The following is a 15,085-nucleotide window of genomic DNA, read 5'->3' on the forward strand; positions in this document are numbered from 1 at the left end:
TTTTAAACTGCTCATGAGGGTCACCCATGAGCGCTTGGTTTTTTAACTAGATTTTAGTTGGGTAATATAGTAATCGAAAGATTACTCGTCGTCACCTTTTTTACCGCCAGCCTGGAACTTAGCGATGATGCCTTCAGCCACGTTACGTGGAGTTTCAGCGTATTTAGAGAATTCCATAGAGTAAGTCGCACGACCTTGAGACATAGAACGCATTTGAGTTGCGTAACCAAACATCTCAGCAAGAGGAACTTCTGCCTTAATCGCTTTCGTTCCACCAGGAAGATCATCCATACCTTGAACCATACCACGACGACGGTTTAAGTCACCCATGATATCGCCCATGTAGTCTTCTGGAGTTTCCACTTCAACTTTCATGATTGGCTCAAGAAGAACAGGGTCTGCTTTCATGAAACCATCACGGAATGCATAAGAACCTGCCATTTTGAACGACAATTCATCAGAGTCGACATCATGGTAAGAACCATCAAACAATGTCGCTTTAATACCCACAACAGGGTAACCAGCCAAGACACCATTCTTCATGCGTTCCTGAATACCTTTATCAACCGCACCGAAGAATTCTTTAGGTACAGTACCACCTACAACTTCTTCAGCGAATTGATATTCTTTACCAGCTTCTTCAACATCCATAGGCTCTAAACGAACATATACATGACCGAATTTACCTTTACCACCTGTTTGACGAACAAACTTACCTTCTTGCTCAACAGTCTTTTTGATTGTTTCGCGGTAGGCAACCATTGGTTTACCAATGTTCGCTTCAACACCGAATTCACGCTTCATACGGTCAACGATGATGTCAAGGTGAAGCTCACCCATACCAGCAATGATCGTTTGGCCAGACTCTTCATCTGTACGAACGCGGAATGATGGATCTTCTTTCGCCAAACGACCTAAAGCAATTGACATTTTTTCTTGGTCAGCTTTAGTTTTTGGTTCAACAGCCAATGAAATTACTGGCTCTGGGAATTCCATACGCTCAAGTGTAATGACATTTTTCTCATCACACAGTGTATCACCCGTGGTTACGTCTTTAAGACCTACACACGCTGCGATATCACCTGCACGAATTTCTTCAAGGTCCTGACGCTCGTTCGCGTGCATTTGCACGATACGGCCAATACGTTCACGCTTAGACTTCACTGGGTTATAAACTGGGTCACCTTGTTTAAGTACACCAGAATAAACACGTACGAAAGTCAGGTTACCTACGAACTTGTCGTTCATGATCTTGAACGCAAGTGCAGAGAACGGAGCTTCGTCAGATGCTTCACGAGACGCTTTAGTTTCGTCTTTGTCGTCAAGAATACCTTCAATTGCCTTAACTTCTGTTGGAGAAGGCAGGAATTGAATTACAGCATCCAACATACGTTGAACACCCTTGTTCTTGAACGCTGAACCACAAAGCATAACCTGGATTTCAGACGCCAATGTACGAGCACGAAGACCAGCGATGATGTCTTCTTTAGAAAGGTCACCCTCTTCAAGGTACTTGTCCATTAACTCTTCAGAAGCTTCGGCAGCAGCCTCAACCATCTTGGTACGCCATTCGTTAGAAGTATCAACGAGATCAGCTGGAATATCGCCGTATTCGAACTTCATACCCTGAGATGCTTCATCCCAGATAATCGCTTTCATTTCGATCAGGTCAACAACACCTGCGAATGTATCTTCAGCACCGATTGGCACAACGATTGGCACAGGGTTACCGCCCAAACGTGTTTTTACCTGTTCAACGGCACGGAAGAAGTTGGCACCTGTACGGTCCATCTTGTTCACGAATGCCAAACGAGGCACTTTATATTTGTTTGCCTGACGCCATACAGTTTCAGACTGAGGTTGTACACCACCTACCGCACAGTACACCATGCACGCACCGTCAAGTACACGCATAGAACGTTCAACTTCGATTGTGAAGTCAACGTGTCCTGGGGTATCAATCACGTTGATACGGTGTTGCTCAAACTGGTTGCCCATACCAGACCAGAAACAAGTTGTCGCAGCAGAGGTAATTGTAATACCACGCTCCTGCTCTTGCTCCATCCAGTCCATTGTTGCTGCACCATCATGTACTTCACCGATTTTGTGAGATACACCTGTGTAGAACAGGATACGTTCAGTTGTAGTTGTTTTACCTGCGTCAATATGCGCAGAGATACCGATGTTACGGTAACGAGTAATTGGGGTTTGGCGAGCCATGATGTCTTACATTCCTAAATGTTATCTTTAAAACAGGACGCATCAATTAGATTGATGCGCACGAATATACACGCAGGCAACTTAAATACCCGCAAAGCTCCCACTTTGATAAAGAGCGATGTTGAACCGAGCCGCAGTACGCATGAATATTCTCCTGATTAGGGACTGTTTTATCCGTTTAGAAACGGTAGTGAGAGAAGGCTTTGTTGGCTTCAGCCATACGATGCACGTCTTCACGTTTTTTGATCGCAGCACCTTTACCTTCAGCTGCATCAAGCAACTCACCAGCAAGACGTAAAGCCATCGTTTTTTCAGAACGCTTAGCAGCAGCATCTACTAACCAACGCATAGCCAAGGCAGTACGACGGGATGGGCGCACTTCCATAGGTACTTGATAAGTAGCACCACCAACACGGCGTGCCTTTACTTCAACCATAGGACGAACTTTCTCAAGGGTAGTCTCGAAAAATTCAACTGGGTCTACTTTGTTTTTTTCCTGAACACGTTCCAAAGCACCGTAAACGATACCTTCAGCAACAGATTTTTTACCATCCTGCATAACGTGGTTCATGAATTTAGCGATTGTTTGGCTGCTAAATTTCGGATCTGGAAGGATCTCACGAGCAGCGACTACGCGACGTCTTGGCATTTTAATACACCTAATATTATGACACTTCAGGATGATCCAGCAGTTGTACTAAGTGTCGTGTACATGACGCTGGCCTTACTATACGTCGCCTGAATTACAAATCTATGAAGAATTCAAACAAGCGAAACGCTAAAGGGTTGCTTGGGCTATTTTCCTAGAATTACTTCTTAGGACGTTTCGCACCGTATTTAGAACGTGACTGGTTACGATCTTTAACGCCAGCACAGTCCAAAGAACCACGAACGGTATGGTAACGTACACCTGGTAAGTCTTTAACACGACCACCACGGATAAGAACAACACTGTGCTCTTGTAGGTTATGACCTTCACCACCGATGTAGCTAGACACTTCAAAACCAGAAGTTAAGCGAACACGGCAAACCTTACGCATTGCAGAGTTAGGTTTTTTAGGAGTAGTCGTATATACACGTGTACATACACCACGACGTTGTGGACAAGCCTTCAACGCAGGAACTTTTGATTTTTCAATCAAAGTTGTACGACCCTTACGGATCAACTGATTTGTTGTTGCCATTTGGCAATTCTCCCGTTATTAAACAACCTCAAAAAGAAAAACACCTCTTTTTAAGGGCACACAATTGTAAGCCAAGAAGTAAAAATGGTCAACATTGCACAATAGAGCAAATGCTGACCATTCCTAGTGTTTTTGTTGCGTTCTGATGTATGAATACATCATGAAACAAATTAGCTGTGTTTTGTTGAAGCTGGTTCCATCTCAATTGGTTTTTGTTCAGCCACGATTTCAGGTTCATCTTCTGTGATTATCTCATCCTGCTGTGCAGTCAAGGCAGGTTGTTGTTCAGCATGTTCATGCTCTTCAACATACTGGCTTGCCAGTTGCTGGATACCATTTTCCACCTTTTCCTCCACAGATTGCTGATCGGCAGCATTTTCTTTTGCCTGAACCTCAACATGGGTAATCACATCATTTTTAGTTGCTTCTGCTGTGAACGGTTTATGTGATTCAGTTTCAGCCGCATTTAACAGCTTTGGACTTGCCTTGCGAAGCAAGGCTTCGGCCTTGTAATAAGCCTCTAACGGGGAAATATTTTCATTTGGGTGCTCATTTAAATAGAAACGTGCGGCACCAAATACTGACTGAGACTTATGCCCTACATCCTCAAGCAGTTTCCAGCTATAAAAGCCACCCAGTGCCGCACCCGCCACAGGAGTCAGCTTGCCAATCACAGAGGCCTGGGGAATATGGTTGAGCCATCCCCACTTAAACTGTCCCTCATCATCAACCAGCCATTTCTTGATCATTTCAATATCGTTGTTTGAACCCAATAATTGCTGGAACTGTTGCAGGTCATGGGTTTCCAGCATGGATTTCAATGCTTTCAATGCAAGTAGCAAGGTTTGCTTTTCCGCCACAAGGCTCAAATCAATTTCCTTGAAAATAAATGCGACTATTTCCTGATCTGCATCCTCAGTGAGGTCAAAGCCATGAGAACGACCAGTTTGATACACGGTTCTCAATGCCAGAACGATAGAGGCAGGAATGTCTATTGCGGCACCCCACACCCCTGTTGCACCTGTAATCAAACCCTGCGCCGCGGCCAAAAGCTTGTTCTGTTCAATCAAGGCCTGACTTAGACGCTGGGAACGACCTGTATCCTTGGTGAGTTCAGCAATGTCTTTCACCCCCGCCTCCTCAAGAATTTTCTCTGTAAGCGAACTATTGGAACTAAATTCATTTAGCCATTGAAACAGGTAATCAGAAACCTTTTCACCCAGGTCTGGTGATATAAAGGTAGCGAAATTATTGACCCTTGTGTAATGACGACCCAATAACTGGTTTGACAGCTTAGGTAGTTGCTGGCGCAGCATCTGTTGTGGCGTTTCATACTTCTCCACATCAAATGGACTTTTGAAGCGTGCACTGCCCTCAACCACATTGGATGAATGGGCGAGTTCCGCTGCGGAAGTCGTTGGGGCAACCTGACGTTTTTGTAATTCTGAACTGAGCTTTTTAGCCACTCCAAAGGCCTGTGCCAATAAACCTGAAGATTGCTTATTTTGGGATTTTGTCATCAAGTACCTCTGCTCTGTAATTGTGTGCATTTCTAGGTAGATACTAGGTTGAATATCTATTTATCTCAACTTTTATGTGTGTACTTTCATTACGTTTCGTCACAACATGACTGATATTTACCAATATTTACACAACTGGAAATAGGCATAAAATTTGCCATAAGAAATAAAAAACCTTTCTGCTATCATGGTGTCATTCACTTATAAGCCGTTTTAATCGTTATATTCTCCTGATTTATGAATAACGATCATCGCACATGGCTTAGCATTACCATAAAAGGGATCTGTAAATGAAACGTGTTGTAATCACTGGTATGGGCATTAACTCATGCATCGGTAACTCTTTGGAAGAGGTCACTCATTCTTTAAAAAATGGAATCTCTGGGACACGTTTTAACCCAACTTATGCTGAACTTAATTTCAAGAGCCATGTCAGCGCGGCAGCTGTTCAGGATTTTGATGGCATTGACCGTAAAATTAAACGTTTTATGGGTGTCTGTGCCATGTATGCCTACAATGCGGCGATTGCGGCGGTAGAAAATGCAGGCCTTAAACAGGAAGACCTGGCCAATAACCCACGTTATGGCATTGCAGGTGGTAGTGGTGGTAACTCAACCGCCTCTGTTGCTGAAATGGTGAAACTTTTAGAGGAAAAAGGCGCACGTAAAATCGGTCCTTTTTATGTTCCCCGCAATATGAGCAACACCATTACTGCAAACGTTGGTGTGTCATTAAAACTTCAGGGGATTGCCCACTCCATTACCAGCGCATGCGCGACATCTGCGGATGCGATTGGCTATGCTTACAACCTGATCCAATTGGGCAAACAGGACCTGATGCTGGCAGGTGGTGGTGAAGAGGATCACTGGTCTCAAAGCCTGTTGTTTGATGCAATGGGCGCATTGTGTTCTAAATATAATGACAGTCCTGAAACAGCTTCACGTCCTTATTCAAAAGACCGCGATGGTTTCGTCATTGCAGGTGGTGGCGGTTTTGTCGTACTTGAATCGCTGGAACATGCCCAGGCCCGCGGTGCTAAAATTTTGGCGGAAGTTATCGGTTATGCAGCGAATAGTGATGGTGCTGACATGGTTGCGCCAAGTGGTGAAGGTGCGACCCGCTGTATCCTCATGGCACTGGAAGAAGCCAAACAACAGGGTGTTGAGCATATTGATTATGTCAACACGCATGGTACCTCCACCCCTGCTGGTGATGTGACTGAGCTTAAGGCAATGGAACGTGCTTTTGGTGAGGGTCAGGTTCCACCATTAAGCTCAACCAAATCCATGACGGGTCATAGTCTGGGTGCCGCTGGTGTTCAGGAAGCAATTTATTCTGTACTGATGATGCAAAATGACTTTATTGCGCCAAATATCAACGTCACAGAACTGGATGAGGGCGCACAGGGTTTCGATATTGTACTTGAAAAACGTGATGCAAAACTGAATACTGTCATGAGTAACAGTTTTGGCTTTGGCGGTGTAAACGCCTGCCTCATTTTCAAGAAGTGGGATGCATAATCCCACCTAGGATGATCGATGGATGCACCTTCTGATGCTTTCTTGTGGGTAAAAGCATTACATATTATCGCTGTGGTTTGTTGGTTCGCTGCGTTGTTCTATCTGCCTCGTCTTTATGTTTACCATGCGATGAGTGAAGATGCTGTCAGTCATCAGCGCTTTGAGGTCATGGAACGTAAGTTGTACCGTGGCATTATGTGGCCCTCCATGATTGCCACACTCATCACCGCCCATTTCCTTGTGGACTGGGGAGATGCCACCCGACACTATCATGAAGCGTTATGGTTTTATCTTAAAGTCGGTTTGGTGGGTTTACTGGTAATTTACCATTTTGTCTGTGGTTATTACCGTAAAAAACTGATTGGCAATGCCCACTACAAATCACATAAGTTTTGGCGGTTCTTTAATGAAATGCCTACACTGATCCTATTTGCAGTGGTCATCCTTGTAGTCGTAAAACCTCAGTTCTAACTGAGGTTTTTTCTTTACTGGATACCGAGACAACTATCCTGATTCCAATCCACTTTTTTCAAATAAGGACTACGTATACAGAGTTTATCTTGGGTTTTATAGAACTCATATCCCTCTTTATTCAAGTTTAATTGCTCAATACTCCAATCATTTCCGCTATGCAATACATTAAATACACGTATTTTATTATCTAAAAGCCTTGAACGAACAAGATAATCCGCAAAAGCTGGGCTCCCAATATTGGCTAGGATATTACCTATAAAGTTTTTAAGCTTGAATACTGTTTGTTTAGCCTGTTCCTGGTCTTTGATTAAATTTACTCTTTGCTTAAATTTCACATAGGGAGATTCAGATAACTTAATATAAGGTAAATACTGGCTAGCAATCTGATTGATTGTCATATTGGGTAGAAAAAATAAATTTGATTTTCTGATTGTTCGCATAGGTAATGAGTTATCTAGAACCTCATTATCAGTAAAATCATTTCTTATGTAATCTTCATAACTTGGAAAACTTGTTTTTAAAAAATTTAGTTCCCCTCCAAAGACATTTTTATAAGATAATTGTTGATCTGTCATTGGAGTTACATTGATTGGAGTATTTTGTTCGTTTGCTAAAAAATGTAGCAATGTAAGTGAGGAGTCAATCATTCTATGTAATATCATTTTATAGACTAAATTTGTCGTATTTGTATATTGTAACAATAAATTATCAATGTAATTTCTTAACACAGAATTATTTCGATCAAGTGCTAATTTAGAAATATATAGATAGTGACTATTGAGCATACTTGAATAATTCAACAAAGGAGAGTTCGCAGGTAAAGCTAGATCACTATAATTTTTTTGCTGCACTATCTTTAGATGCCTTTGAATTAGATATCTATTACTATTAAAACCTAAAATCAATTTTTGTTCGTTGACTTTTAATAATTTCAAGTCAATCCCTTTATCTCTATTCTCATTCAAATCCAATAAAAGTTTTTTCGTAACTTCATCAATATCATCAGTAAAACGACTTGTAATCTTTGATTCCAGACGATTATTATCCTCCCAACCCATCAAAGGAGATGTAAAATAATATGCCCAATATTGATGGTAACGCAGTCGTCCCAATAACATCGGATCAATATTCTGTTTCGCATCCATTCCCAATATCATAAAATAGGGATGTTCTTTTAAATCAGCTTGATAGCCTAACTGTAAAGAGAACAACTCATTACTGATATCGCTGAGAGGCTCATCTCGTTGTAACCAAATGACTAGCGTAATGACCAATAGAAATATAACAATTGATCCATATAAAACTATCTTTAATTTTTTCAAAAAATACCCCATATTAAATAATTGGTATTATATTTAGCAGATACAGGAAATGCTTCTTATGAACACATTCATAATATCATAGGCATATAAGACCATGAAGATGATTAAAAACATCATGTCCAATAAACTAAAATATGCCATTCAAATCCTATATGTTCAATTCATTATTCACATCTCACAGATTGTTAGAATAGAACAATTTAAATACCGTGGACTCACGCAGGGTGAAGTGGAGCTTGCACAGCAAGTTTTTGGCAACCTCATCAACTATGATCAGGTGAGAATTTTTAATACCCCTTATTTACCTTGGCAGCCAGCCAATATTTTTATCGCACCCAATGGCAATTTATTCGCACGTCAACCCTCTTTCAGTCCAGACTATTCAAGGTGTTCAGTGGCGTTACAGGGTATTTTTATTCACGAGCTGACACATATTTTACAATACCAGCAACAGACCAATGTCATTCTGAAAGGTGCAATCCTACAACTGGGCTATTATCTAAGTTTTAAAATATACAATCCTTACCGTTATCAATTTATTCAGGGTAAAGCTTTCGAGGACTACAATATTGAGCAGCAAGGCGATATTGCGCGAGATATTTTTTTCAAGAAAATTCCAAATATTATTAAAAAATAAAAAGCCCTGTGATTTCATCTACAGGGCTTTTTAGGTTATTAGACCGCAATCTACTTTAGGCAATAGAGCCTTTGCGAGTTTCAGCATCGAGTTCATGACGGGTGTCCAGGTCAGTCGTAAAATCCATATCTTTGCGCATATCATCCATAATAATCGTACCTATACGCCCCACACCGATTGCCAATCCAAAAGCAATCACAGGAAATAAAATTGTTGAAATCACCATATTTTTACCTATCTTGTTTGAAAGTTTAGTTTTAACTGGTTCGCTTTAAACCTATTGATCCTGTTCCTGAAACATCACTGTACCAATGCGACCTACAACCACTTCCAACCCGAACGCAACAACTGGAAATAATAAAACTGACATGATATTTACCTCATTAAAATGAATACAAAATTTGCTTAACAATTAAGCCTGTTGATCCTGTTCCTGGAACATCACTGTACCAATGCGGCCTACAACCACTGCCAACCCGAACGCAACAACTGGAAATAATAAAACTGACATGATACTTACCTCACTAAAATGAATACAAAGTTAGCTTAATAATTAAGCCTGTTGATCTTGTTCTTGGAACATCACTGTACCAATACGACCAACTACCACAGCCAAACCAAATGCAACTACAGGAAATAATAAAACTGACATATCTGTTACCTCTTTTCTGCATGATGCTTTCATGCTTGATTTAAATTAAAGTGTACAAGTGTTCACATTGATTAGGATAATAGCAGTGTACATTTGTACACTCAAGCGTCGCAAAGATATTCCCGACGAACGGTATAAAAAACAAACATAAAATCACAACCAATTGAATTAATTAAATTAAAAATTTTAATGAATTTCTTTAAAAACCATTTTCTTTTTATTTACCCAGTTTTTTTATTGTTTTATTGGGCAAATCAGCACTTCTTTTTCTTGTAATCCGCATGTCATTTCTATCTGTAAAGATGGGTTGAAAAAAAACTTTATATGACTATATGAAATTTCTTCACAATCATGCACCATAACTACGCAAACATTGAGAAATGTTGCCGTTTTATACAGAAAAACTTGTTATTTTTACGCAGAAAAATGTGCATTTAGTATATATTAGTAAACTTGTCATTTTTCTTTAAGATATAGAATGTTTGGCGCCATGATATAGCAATGTTTTTAAAACTATACCTATATAAATCAAAAGCTTGTATATCATAATTTGTTAAAACTCAGGATTAGGTTTGAATGAAAAATTTTAAAGTTGCCCTTGCTCAGTTCTCTCCGCATATTGGCAATATTGATGCAAATACTCAAAAGATGGTTGAACAGGCAAATTCAGCGAAACAACAACAGGCTGACTTGATCATCTTCCCAGAACTTTCCACTCTGGGCTACCCTGCTGAAGACCTTATACTTCGTCCGAACCTACAAAAACGAACCCGAAAGGCGTTCGCCCAGTTAAGCGAAGTCAAAGATATTGTGATGGTGTTCGGTTTTGTGCACCAGACTGAGGATGGACATCGCTACAACTCCGCCGCTGTAATGAAAGACGGTCAGGTTTTAGGTGTTTACAACAAACATAACTTGCCAAACTACGGTGTGTTTGATGAGAAACGTTATTTTCAGGATGGTCATCAGCACCTGATTTTTGAATATCTAGGGCATAAGTTTGGTGTCCTGATCTGTGAAGATGTCTGGTCACTGAATACCGTTAAACAGTTAAGCCAGCTTAATGTTGAAACTGTGCTGATCTTAAATGCTTCACCATATGAAGTCGGTAAACCTCAGCACCGTGTACAAACCCTGAATGAGCTGGCAAAACAGCTTAGCCTAAATATTGTTTACGTGAATCAGGTTGGTGGACAAGATGACCTGATTTTTGATGGGTCAAGTTTTGTAAGCAATCATAATGGGCAGCTTGCCTTACAGGCTCCAAGTTTTCAGGAATCTGTTTATTTCGCTGAATATGATGCAAAACAGAAGCTGTTTAAAACCGCAGAAACTACGCCTACCCTCGACACTTTTGCTGAAATTTATCAGGCATTGGTCATGGCAACCCGTGACTATGTGCAACGTTCAGGCTTCCCTGGCGTGATTCTTGGTTTATCGGGTGGTATTGACTCTGCACTCACCCTTGCCATTGCGGTGGATGCGATTGGTGCAGATAAGGTACAGGCCGTGATGATGCCTTATACCTATACCTCTCAAATGAGTGTGGAGGATGCGACTGAACAGGCACGCCGTATGGGTGTAACCTTTGGCATTGCTGAAATCCATCCAATTGTGAACAGTTTCATGCAAACCCTTTATCCATTCTTTGGCAATAGCCCTGCCGATGCAACTGAAGAAAATTTGCAGGCACGTACCCGTGGTACTCTGTTGATGGGCTTATCAAATAAGTTTGGCAACCTTGTCCTTTCCACAGGTAACAAGTCAGAAATTTCAGTGGGTTACTGCACCTTATATGGCGATATGGTCGGTGGTTTCTCTGTACTCAAGGATGTCTATAAAACCATCGTGTTTGAGTTGGCGAAATATCGCAATACTTTGAATGAAACGCCTGTCATCCCTGAACGTGTGATTACACGTCCACCATCAGCAGAGTTACGCCCAGACCAGAAAGATCAGGACTCATTGCCAGCCTATGATGTACTAGATGCGATCCTGTACGCCTACATTGAGGAAGACCTGAGTCAGGCAGACATCATTGCCAAAGGCTATGAAGCTGAAGTGGTCGAGAAAGTCATTCGTCTGGTTGACCGTAACGAATACAAGCGTCGCCAAGGTGCAATTGGACCACGTATCAGCTCGCGTGCGTTCAGTCGTGAACGCCGTTACCCTATCGTCAATGGATGGACTGCGAATGACTGAACACATTGTTTCTGAAAAGTCACAGCACCTTGCTCAAGCACTTTTGCTTGAGCAGGTGGCATTTTATAAAAACCAACTGACTACTCAGCTTTCTACTGAGTTTTTTCAACAGTTTATCCAGCTTTTTATACAACATGCGCCAGACATCCAACTCAAGGAAGTTGTTGAACTGGAGCAAATTCAGGCTGTGGTTAGGCGTTATGCCTTTGAAATGCAGCTTGGTGCAGGGTTACTGGAATTTATTGGTGAGATTGCTCAACGGCTGCATGTTTTTTCTTTACAGTCTTCAGCAGAGTTACAGGACTTATTTTCAGATCAGCAGTTTGAAATATGGCTTTCCAAATTTCTGGAACTGGAAAATATCCGCCACTATCTCAATCATTTCCTAAAAGAAAGCCCGTCTATTCAGCAGTTGTGCCAGTACATTGCCACCACAACCTTACAGAATAAGTTGCCAAAATTGTTTTCACATTCTGATGAAGACAGAATGTCTGAAAGCAAGTATGAATGGCAGCAAAAACTAAAAAGCTTTTCATACCGTCAGCAACAACGAATTGAGCAGAAACTAGAAGAAAGTATTGCTAAATTTATTCAGGAGCAACTGGCTGATTTAAGCCTATTGTCTAATGATGATCTGGAAAGTCTTGCCCGCAATGTTTGGGATGATAACAAGGCCAAGCCGCTATCAGAATACACCAAACAGGTAACTCCATTGGATGTGGAAGAATTCTTTGTCATGATCTATGAATACTGGAAAGAATTACGCCAGTCCTCTTTCATACAAGACCTGATCCTGTACGGTGTAAAAGTCTTTTATGATTTCTATAAAGATGAAAGTCTGGAAGATGTTTTTGCAGCAATTGGTCTGGAAGAGACAGATTTACTCAATGAGGCCGTACGTTTTTATCCAAAAGTTGTAGCCGCTTTAGACGAGCATGGTGTATTAGAGCCAATCATTACATTAATTCTAAAACCGTTCTATGAAAGTCCACAGACCTTGGCAACCATCGAAAAACATTTATAGCCTGTGCATAAACCAGAACAACGCTGTTTTGGTTTAAAATGACAATAACAGATAGACATCATATAGATAAAAAGAAACCACGCAGGAGCGTGGTTTTTTAAATGGTGGCTATGACGGGACTTGAACCTGTGACCCCCGCATTATGAGTGCGGTGCTCTAACCAACTGAGCTACATAGCCATAAACTGTGAGCGCATTATCTAGTGTTCCGTATAGCTGGTCAAGTCTATGGTTTTGAAAATACGAAACATATGCACAGTTTTTACTCTTTTAATTTTCAACTGATCAAATTTCAACAAACATTTAAGCAAGCCTAAAAATTTAGGGAAAATATCTCATTCATAAGGTAGAAATTTTCAGATTCTGAACAATCCAGAATATTTTAAAAACAGTAGATAAAAAGAGACCACGCAGGAGCGTGGTCTATAAAATGGTGGCTATGACGGGACTTGAACCTGTGACCCCCGCATTATGAGTGCGGTGCTCTAACCAACTGAGCTACATAGCCGAAAACTGTGGGCGCATTATCTTAACTTTCACTACATACGTCAAGCACATTTTTCAAAAAATCTTGGAAGTGGGCCTATAAGCCGGGTTCTGTCGAGGACGATCATTCCTCTAGGCGTACAATCACTCATACGCTCAAGCGACCTACCCGAATCCAGTACGGGCCATACCTCAGGATTCCTATTTGGTCTTGCTTCCGGTGGGGTTTACCATGCCGTGAACTGTTACCAGACACGCGGTGCGCTCTTACCGCACCCTTTCACCCTTACCTCACGAATGAGGCGGTCTACTCTCTGCTGCACTTTCCGTCGGCTTTCACCGCCCAGGCGTTACCTGGCACCTTGCCCTATGAAGCCCGGACTTTCCTCCCCTGCTTCAGTCACGGAGACCTCCACAGCAGCGACCGTCCAGCCCACTTCGTGGCGCATCTTATCAAAGTTAGCAATTAATTGCTCGCATTTTTTTGCGCAGTCAGCTTTTTATATTTATCCATGAGCTCATCATGGGATTCAGCATGCTGAGGGTCAAGAGGAATACAATCGACTGGGCAAAACAACTGGCACTGTGGCTGATCATGATGACCTACGCACTCTGTACACAGTGCAGGGTTAATCTCATAAATCAGCTCACCCATATAAATGGCTTCATTCGGACATACAGGTTCACAGACATCACAGTTAATGCATTCATCTGTAATATATAAGGACATTTACCAACCTTGTTGATGTTTTCGTTCAAATGCCTCAACCACAACGGCAGGCACAAACTTGTTCACATCACCTTTTAAGCGGGCAATCTCTCTCACCAGCGTTGATGAAATAAATGAGAATTGCTCTGATGGTGTTAAAAATACTGATTCAAAATGTGGATCGAGCTGACGGTTCATATTGGCCAACTGAAACTCATATTCAAAATCTGAAATCGCTCTTAAACCACGGAGTACCGCCGTTGCTCGCTGCTCACGGAAGAAATTGACCAACAAGCCATCAAACCCCACAAACTCAACATTATTCAAATGGCTCAGCGATGCTTTTGCGAGCTCAACACGTTCTTCTAAACTAAACACTGGATTTTTATGATGTCCAATTGCAATGGCAACCACAACTTCATCAAACATTTTTGATGCCCTTGCAACCAAATCAACATGCCCATTGGTAATTGGATCGAAAGTCCCTGGATAAATCACACGTGTTTTAGACATGCGTTGTACTCTAGTGAATGAGATAAGGGGTGTATTTTAACAAATGTTCGAGCTAAACGCGAAATTCCTAAACGATGGAAAAAGATTGTGTTTTACGGCACAATGTTCCTAATTGTGGAAGTTTGAATTATGGTTAAATCAACAGTCGTAAAAAAACATAGTGGTGGCACGATTGCTCAAAACAAAAGAGCACGCCACGATTACTTTATTGAAGAAAAATTTGAGGCAGGCATGTCTCTCCAAGGCTGGGAAGTAAAGTCCTTGCGTGCTGGACGTATGACACTTTCCGAAAGCTATGTCATCTTTAAAAATGGTGAAGCCTTTTTATTTGGTTCACAAATTCAGCCGTTATTGTCTGCATCAACGCATGTGGTTCCTGAATCAACACGTACCCGTAAGTTATTGTTGTCTCGTCGTGAGCTGGAAAAGCTTTTGGGTGCAGTCAACCAAAAAGGTTATTCATGTGTGCCGCTTGCCTGTTATTGGAAAGGTCATCTGGTTAAGCTGGAGATTGCGCTGGTGAAAGGTAAACAGTTACATGACAAGCGTGCCACGGAAAAAGACCGCGACTGGCAGCGGGATAAGGCGAGGATGTTGCATAAATAATAAAAAACCTCCATTTA

The 15,085-nt window shown here is 41.4% G+C and carries 14 protein-coding genes, 2 tRNA genes and 1 other RNA gene; 6 read left to right on the forward strand and 11 right to left on the reverse strand.

What is annotated here, in order from left to right; translation table 11 throughout:
- Nucleotides 1–81: 81 nt before the first annotated feature.
- From fusA to N5J47_RS17605, 4 genes are all read right to left on the reverse strand, one after another.
- Nucleotides 82–2,220 carry an elongation factor G gene (fusA, locus tag N5J47_RS17590; RefSeq protein ID WP_267980222.1) on the reverse strand — a complete coding sequence of 713 codons (2,139 nt, stop codon included), beginning with the start codon at nucleotides 2,218–2,220 and terminating at the stop codon, nucleotides 82–84.
- A 178-nt stretch (nucleotides 2,221–2,398) separates the two neighbouring features.
- Nucleotides 2,399–2,869: a 30S ribosomal protein S7 gene (gene rpsG / locus N5J47_RS17595; RefSeq protein ID WP_004638185.1), complete on the reverse strand. Its 471-nt coding sequence runs from the start codon at nucleotides 2,867–2,869 to the stop codon at nucleotides 2,399–2,401.
- Between the two features lie 160 nt (nucleotides 2,870–3,029).
- Complete coding sequence (rpsL, locus tag N5J47_RS17600) at nucleotides 3,030–3,404, reverse strand: 30S ribosomal protein S12 (RefSeq protein ID WP_004638184.1); 375 nt, start codon at nucleotides 3,402–3,404, stop codon at nucleotides 3,030–3,032.
- A gap of 170 nt (nucleotides 3,405–3,574) precedes the next feature.
- On the reverse strand, nucleotides 3,575–4,924 hold the full coding sequence (locus N5J47_RS17605; protein ID WP_279961334.1) for an EcsC family protein: 1,350 nt from the start codon (nucleotides 4,922–4,924) through the stop codon (nucleotides 3,575–3,577).
- A gap of 290 nt (nucleotides 4,925–5,214) precedes the next feature.
- Between N5J47_RS17605 and N5J47_RS17610 the strand changes: the two genes are divergently transcribed.
- Both N5J47_RS17610 and hemJ read left to right on the forward strand, forming a co-directional pair.
- Nucleotides 5,215–6,444 carry a beta-ketoacyl-ACP synthase II gene (locus N5J47_RS17610; protein ID WP_279961333.1) on the forward strand — a complete coding sequence of 410 codons (1,230 nt, stop codon included), beginning with the start codon at nucleotides 5,215–5,217 and terminating at the stop codon, nucleotides 6,442–6,444.
- An 18-nt stretch (nucleotides 6,445–6,462) separates the two neighbouring features.
- The gene (hemJ, locus tag N5J47_RS17615) at nucleotides 6,463–6,915 is read left to right on the forward strand and encodes a protoporphyrinogen oxidase HemJ (protein ID WP_004805133.1); all 453 of its coding nucleotides are present in this window, start codon (nucleotides 6,463–6,465) and stop codon (nucleotides 6,913–6,915) included.
- A 14-nt stretch (nucleotides 6,916–6,929) separates the two neighbouring features.
- On the opposite strand, the gene N5J47_RS17620 is transcribed toward hemJ, so the two are convergent.
- Nucleotides 6,930–8,240, reverse strand: a complete 1,311-nt coding sequence (locus N5J47_RS17620; protein ID WP_279961332.1) for a hypothetical protein — start codon at nucleotides 8,238–8,240, stop codon at nucleotides 6,930–6,932.
- A 115-nt stretch (nucleotides 8,241–8,355) separates the two neighbouring features.
- Here N5J47_RS17620 and N5J47_RS17625 point away from each other — a divergent pair, with 115 nt between their 5' ends.
- Entirely contained in the window at nucleotides 8,356–8,877 is a 522-nt protein-coding gene (locus N5J47_RS17625) for a hypothetical protein (RefSeq protein ID WP_279961335.1), read from the forward strand.
- Between the two features lie 55 nt (nucleotides 8,878–8,932).
- Here the strand turns inward: N5J47_RS17625 and N5J47_RS17630 are convergent, their stop codons facing one another.
- Entirely contained in the window at nucleotides 8,933–9,103 is a 171-nt protein-coding gene (locus N5J47_RS17630; protein ID WP_267980216.1) for a hypothetical protein, read from the reverse strand.
- A gap of 1,002 nt (nucleotides 9,104–10,105) precedes the next feature.
- Between N5J47_RS17630 and N5J47_RS17635 the strand changes: the two genes are divergently transcribed.
- Together N5J47_RS17635 and N5J47_RS17640 are read left to right on the forward strand one after the other, a co-directional pair.
- Nucleotides 10,106–11,731, forward strand: a complete 1,626-nt coding sequence (locus N5J47_RS17635) for an NAD+ synthase (protein WP_279961331.1) — start codon at nucleotides 10,106–10,108, stop codon at nucleotides 11,729–11,731.
- Nucleotides 11,724–12,755: a hypothetical protein gene (locus tag N5J47_RS17640; RefSeq protein WP_279961330.1), complete on the forward strand. Its 1,032-nt coding sequence runs from the start codon at nucleotides 11,724–11,726 to the stop codon at nucleotides 12,753–12,755. The genes N5J47_RS17635 and N5J47_RS17640 overlap by 8 nt, the downstream gene beginning before the upstream one ends.
- 102 nt (nucleotides 12,756–12,857) lie before the next feature.
- Here N5J47_RS17640 and N5J47_RS17645 read toward each other — a convergent pair.
- From N5J47_RS17645 to coaD, 5 genes are all read right to left on the reverse strand, one after another.
- Nucleotides 12,858–12,934, reverse strand: a tRNA-Met gene (locus N5J47_RS17645).
- 251 nt (nucleotides 12,935–13,185) lie between these two features.
- Nucleotides 13,186–13,262: transfer RNA gene (locus tag N5J47_RS17650), tRNA-Met, on the reverse strand.
- A gap of 62 nt (nucleotides 13,263–13,324) precedes the next feature.
- Nucleotides 13,325–13,680: RNase P RNA component class A (gene rnpB / locus N5J47_RS17655), an RNA gene on the reverse strand.
- Nucleotides 13,681–13,706: 26 nt separating this feature from the next.
- Nucleotides 13,707–13,970 (reverse strand): YfhL family 4Fe-4S dicluster ferredoxin, encoded by a 264-nt coding sequence (locus N5J47_RS17660; protein WP_004761816.1) that lies wholly within the window; start codon nucleotides 13,968–13,970, stop codon nucleotides 13,707–13,709.
- Nucleotides 13,971–14,462, reverse strand: coding sequence for a pantetheine-phosphate adenylyltransferase (gene coaD, locus N5J47_RS17665; protein WP_004676544.1), 492 nt, complete (start codon nucleotides 14,460–14,462; stop codon nucleotides 13,971–13,973).
- Nucleotides 14,463–14,591: 129 nt separating this feature from the next.
- Between coaD and smpB the strand changes: the two genes are divergently transcribed.
- On the forward strand, nucleotides 14,592–15,068 hold the full coding sequence (gene smpB / locus N5J47_RS17670) for an SsrA-binding protein SmpB (RefSeq protein WP_279961329.1): 477 nt from the start codon (nucleotides 14,592–14,594) through the stop codon (nucleotides 15,066–15,068).
- The last annotated feature ends 17 nt before the right edge of the window (nucleotides 15,069–15,085 follow it).

Source organism: Acinetobacter sp. GD03645 (assembly GCF_029845285.1).
Classification (GTDB): Bacteria; Pseudomonadota; Gammaproteobacteria; order Pseudomonadales; family Moraxellaceae; genus Acinetobacter; species Acinetobacter corruptisaponis.

Coding starts and splice junctions, on each gene's coding strand:
- hemJ (WP_004805133.1), top strand. CDS start 6,463: ATGGATGCACCTTCTGATGCTTTCTTGTGGGTAAAAGCATTACATATT.
- N5J47_RS17625 (WP_279961335.1), top strand. CDS start 8,356: ATGTCCAATAAACTAAAATATGCCATTCAAATCCTATATGTTCAATTC.
- N5J47_RS17640 (WP_279961330.1), top strand. CDS start 11,724: ATGACTGAACACATTGTTTCTGAAAAGTCACAGCACCTTGCTCAAGCA.
- N5J47_RS17605 (WP_279961334.1), bottom strand. CDS start 4,924: ATGACAAAATCCCAAAATAAGCAATCTTCAGGTTTATTGGCACAGGCC.
- smpB (WP_279961329.1), top strand. CDS start 14,592: ATGGTTAAATCAACAGTCGTAAAAAAACATAGTGGTGGCACGATTGCT.
- N5J47_RS17635 (WP_279961331.1), top strand. CDS start 10,106: ATGAAAAATTTTAAAGTTGCCCTTGCTCAGTTCTCTCCGCATATTGGC.
- N5J47_RS17630 (WP_267980216.1), bottom strand. CDS start 9,103: ATGGTGATTTCAACAATTTTATTTCCTGTGATTGCTTTTGGATTGGCA.
- rpsG (WP_004638185.1), bottom strand. CDS start 2,869: ATGCCAAGACGTCGCGTAGTCGCTGCTCGTGAGATCCTTCCAGATCCG.
- fusA (WP_267980222.1), bottom strand. CDS start 2,220: ATGGCTCGCCAAACCCCAATTACTCGTTACCGTAACATCGGTATCTCT.
- coaD (WP_004676544.1), bottom strand. CDS start 14,462: ATGTCTAAAACACGTGTGATTTATCCAGGGACTTTCGATCCAATTACC.
- N5J47_RS17660 (WP_004761816.1), bottom strand. CDS start 13,970: ATGTCCTTATATATTACAGATGAATGCATTAACTGTGATGTCTGTGAA.
- N5J47_RS17610 (WP_279961333.1), top strand. CDS start 5,215: ATGAAACGTGTTGTAATCACTGGTATGGGCATTAACTCATGCATCGGT.
- rpsL (WP_004638184.1), bottom strand. CDS start 3,404: ATGGCAACAACAAATCAGTTGATCCGTAAGGGTCGTACAACTTTGATT.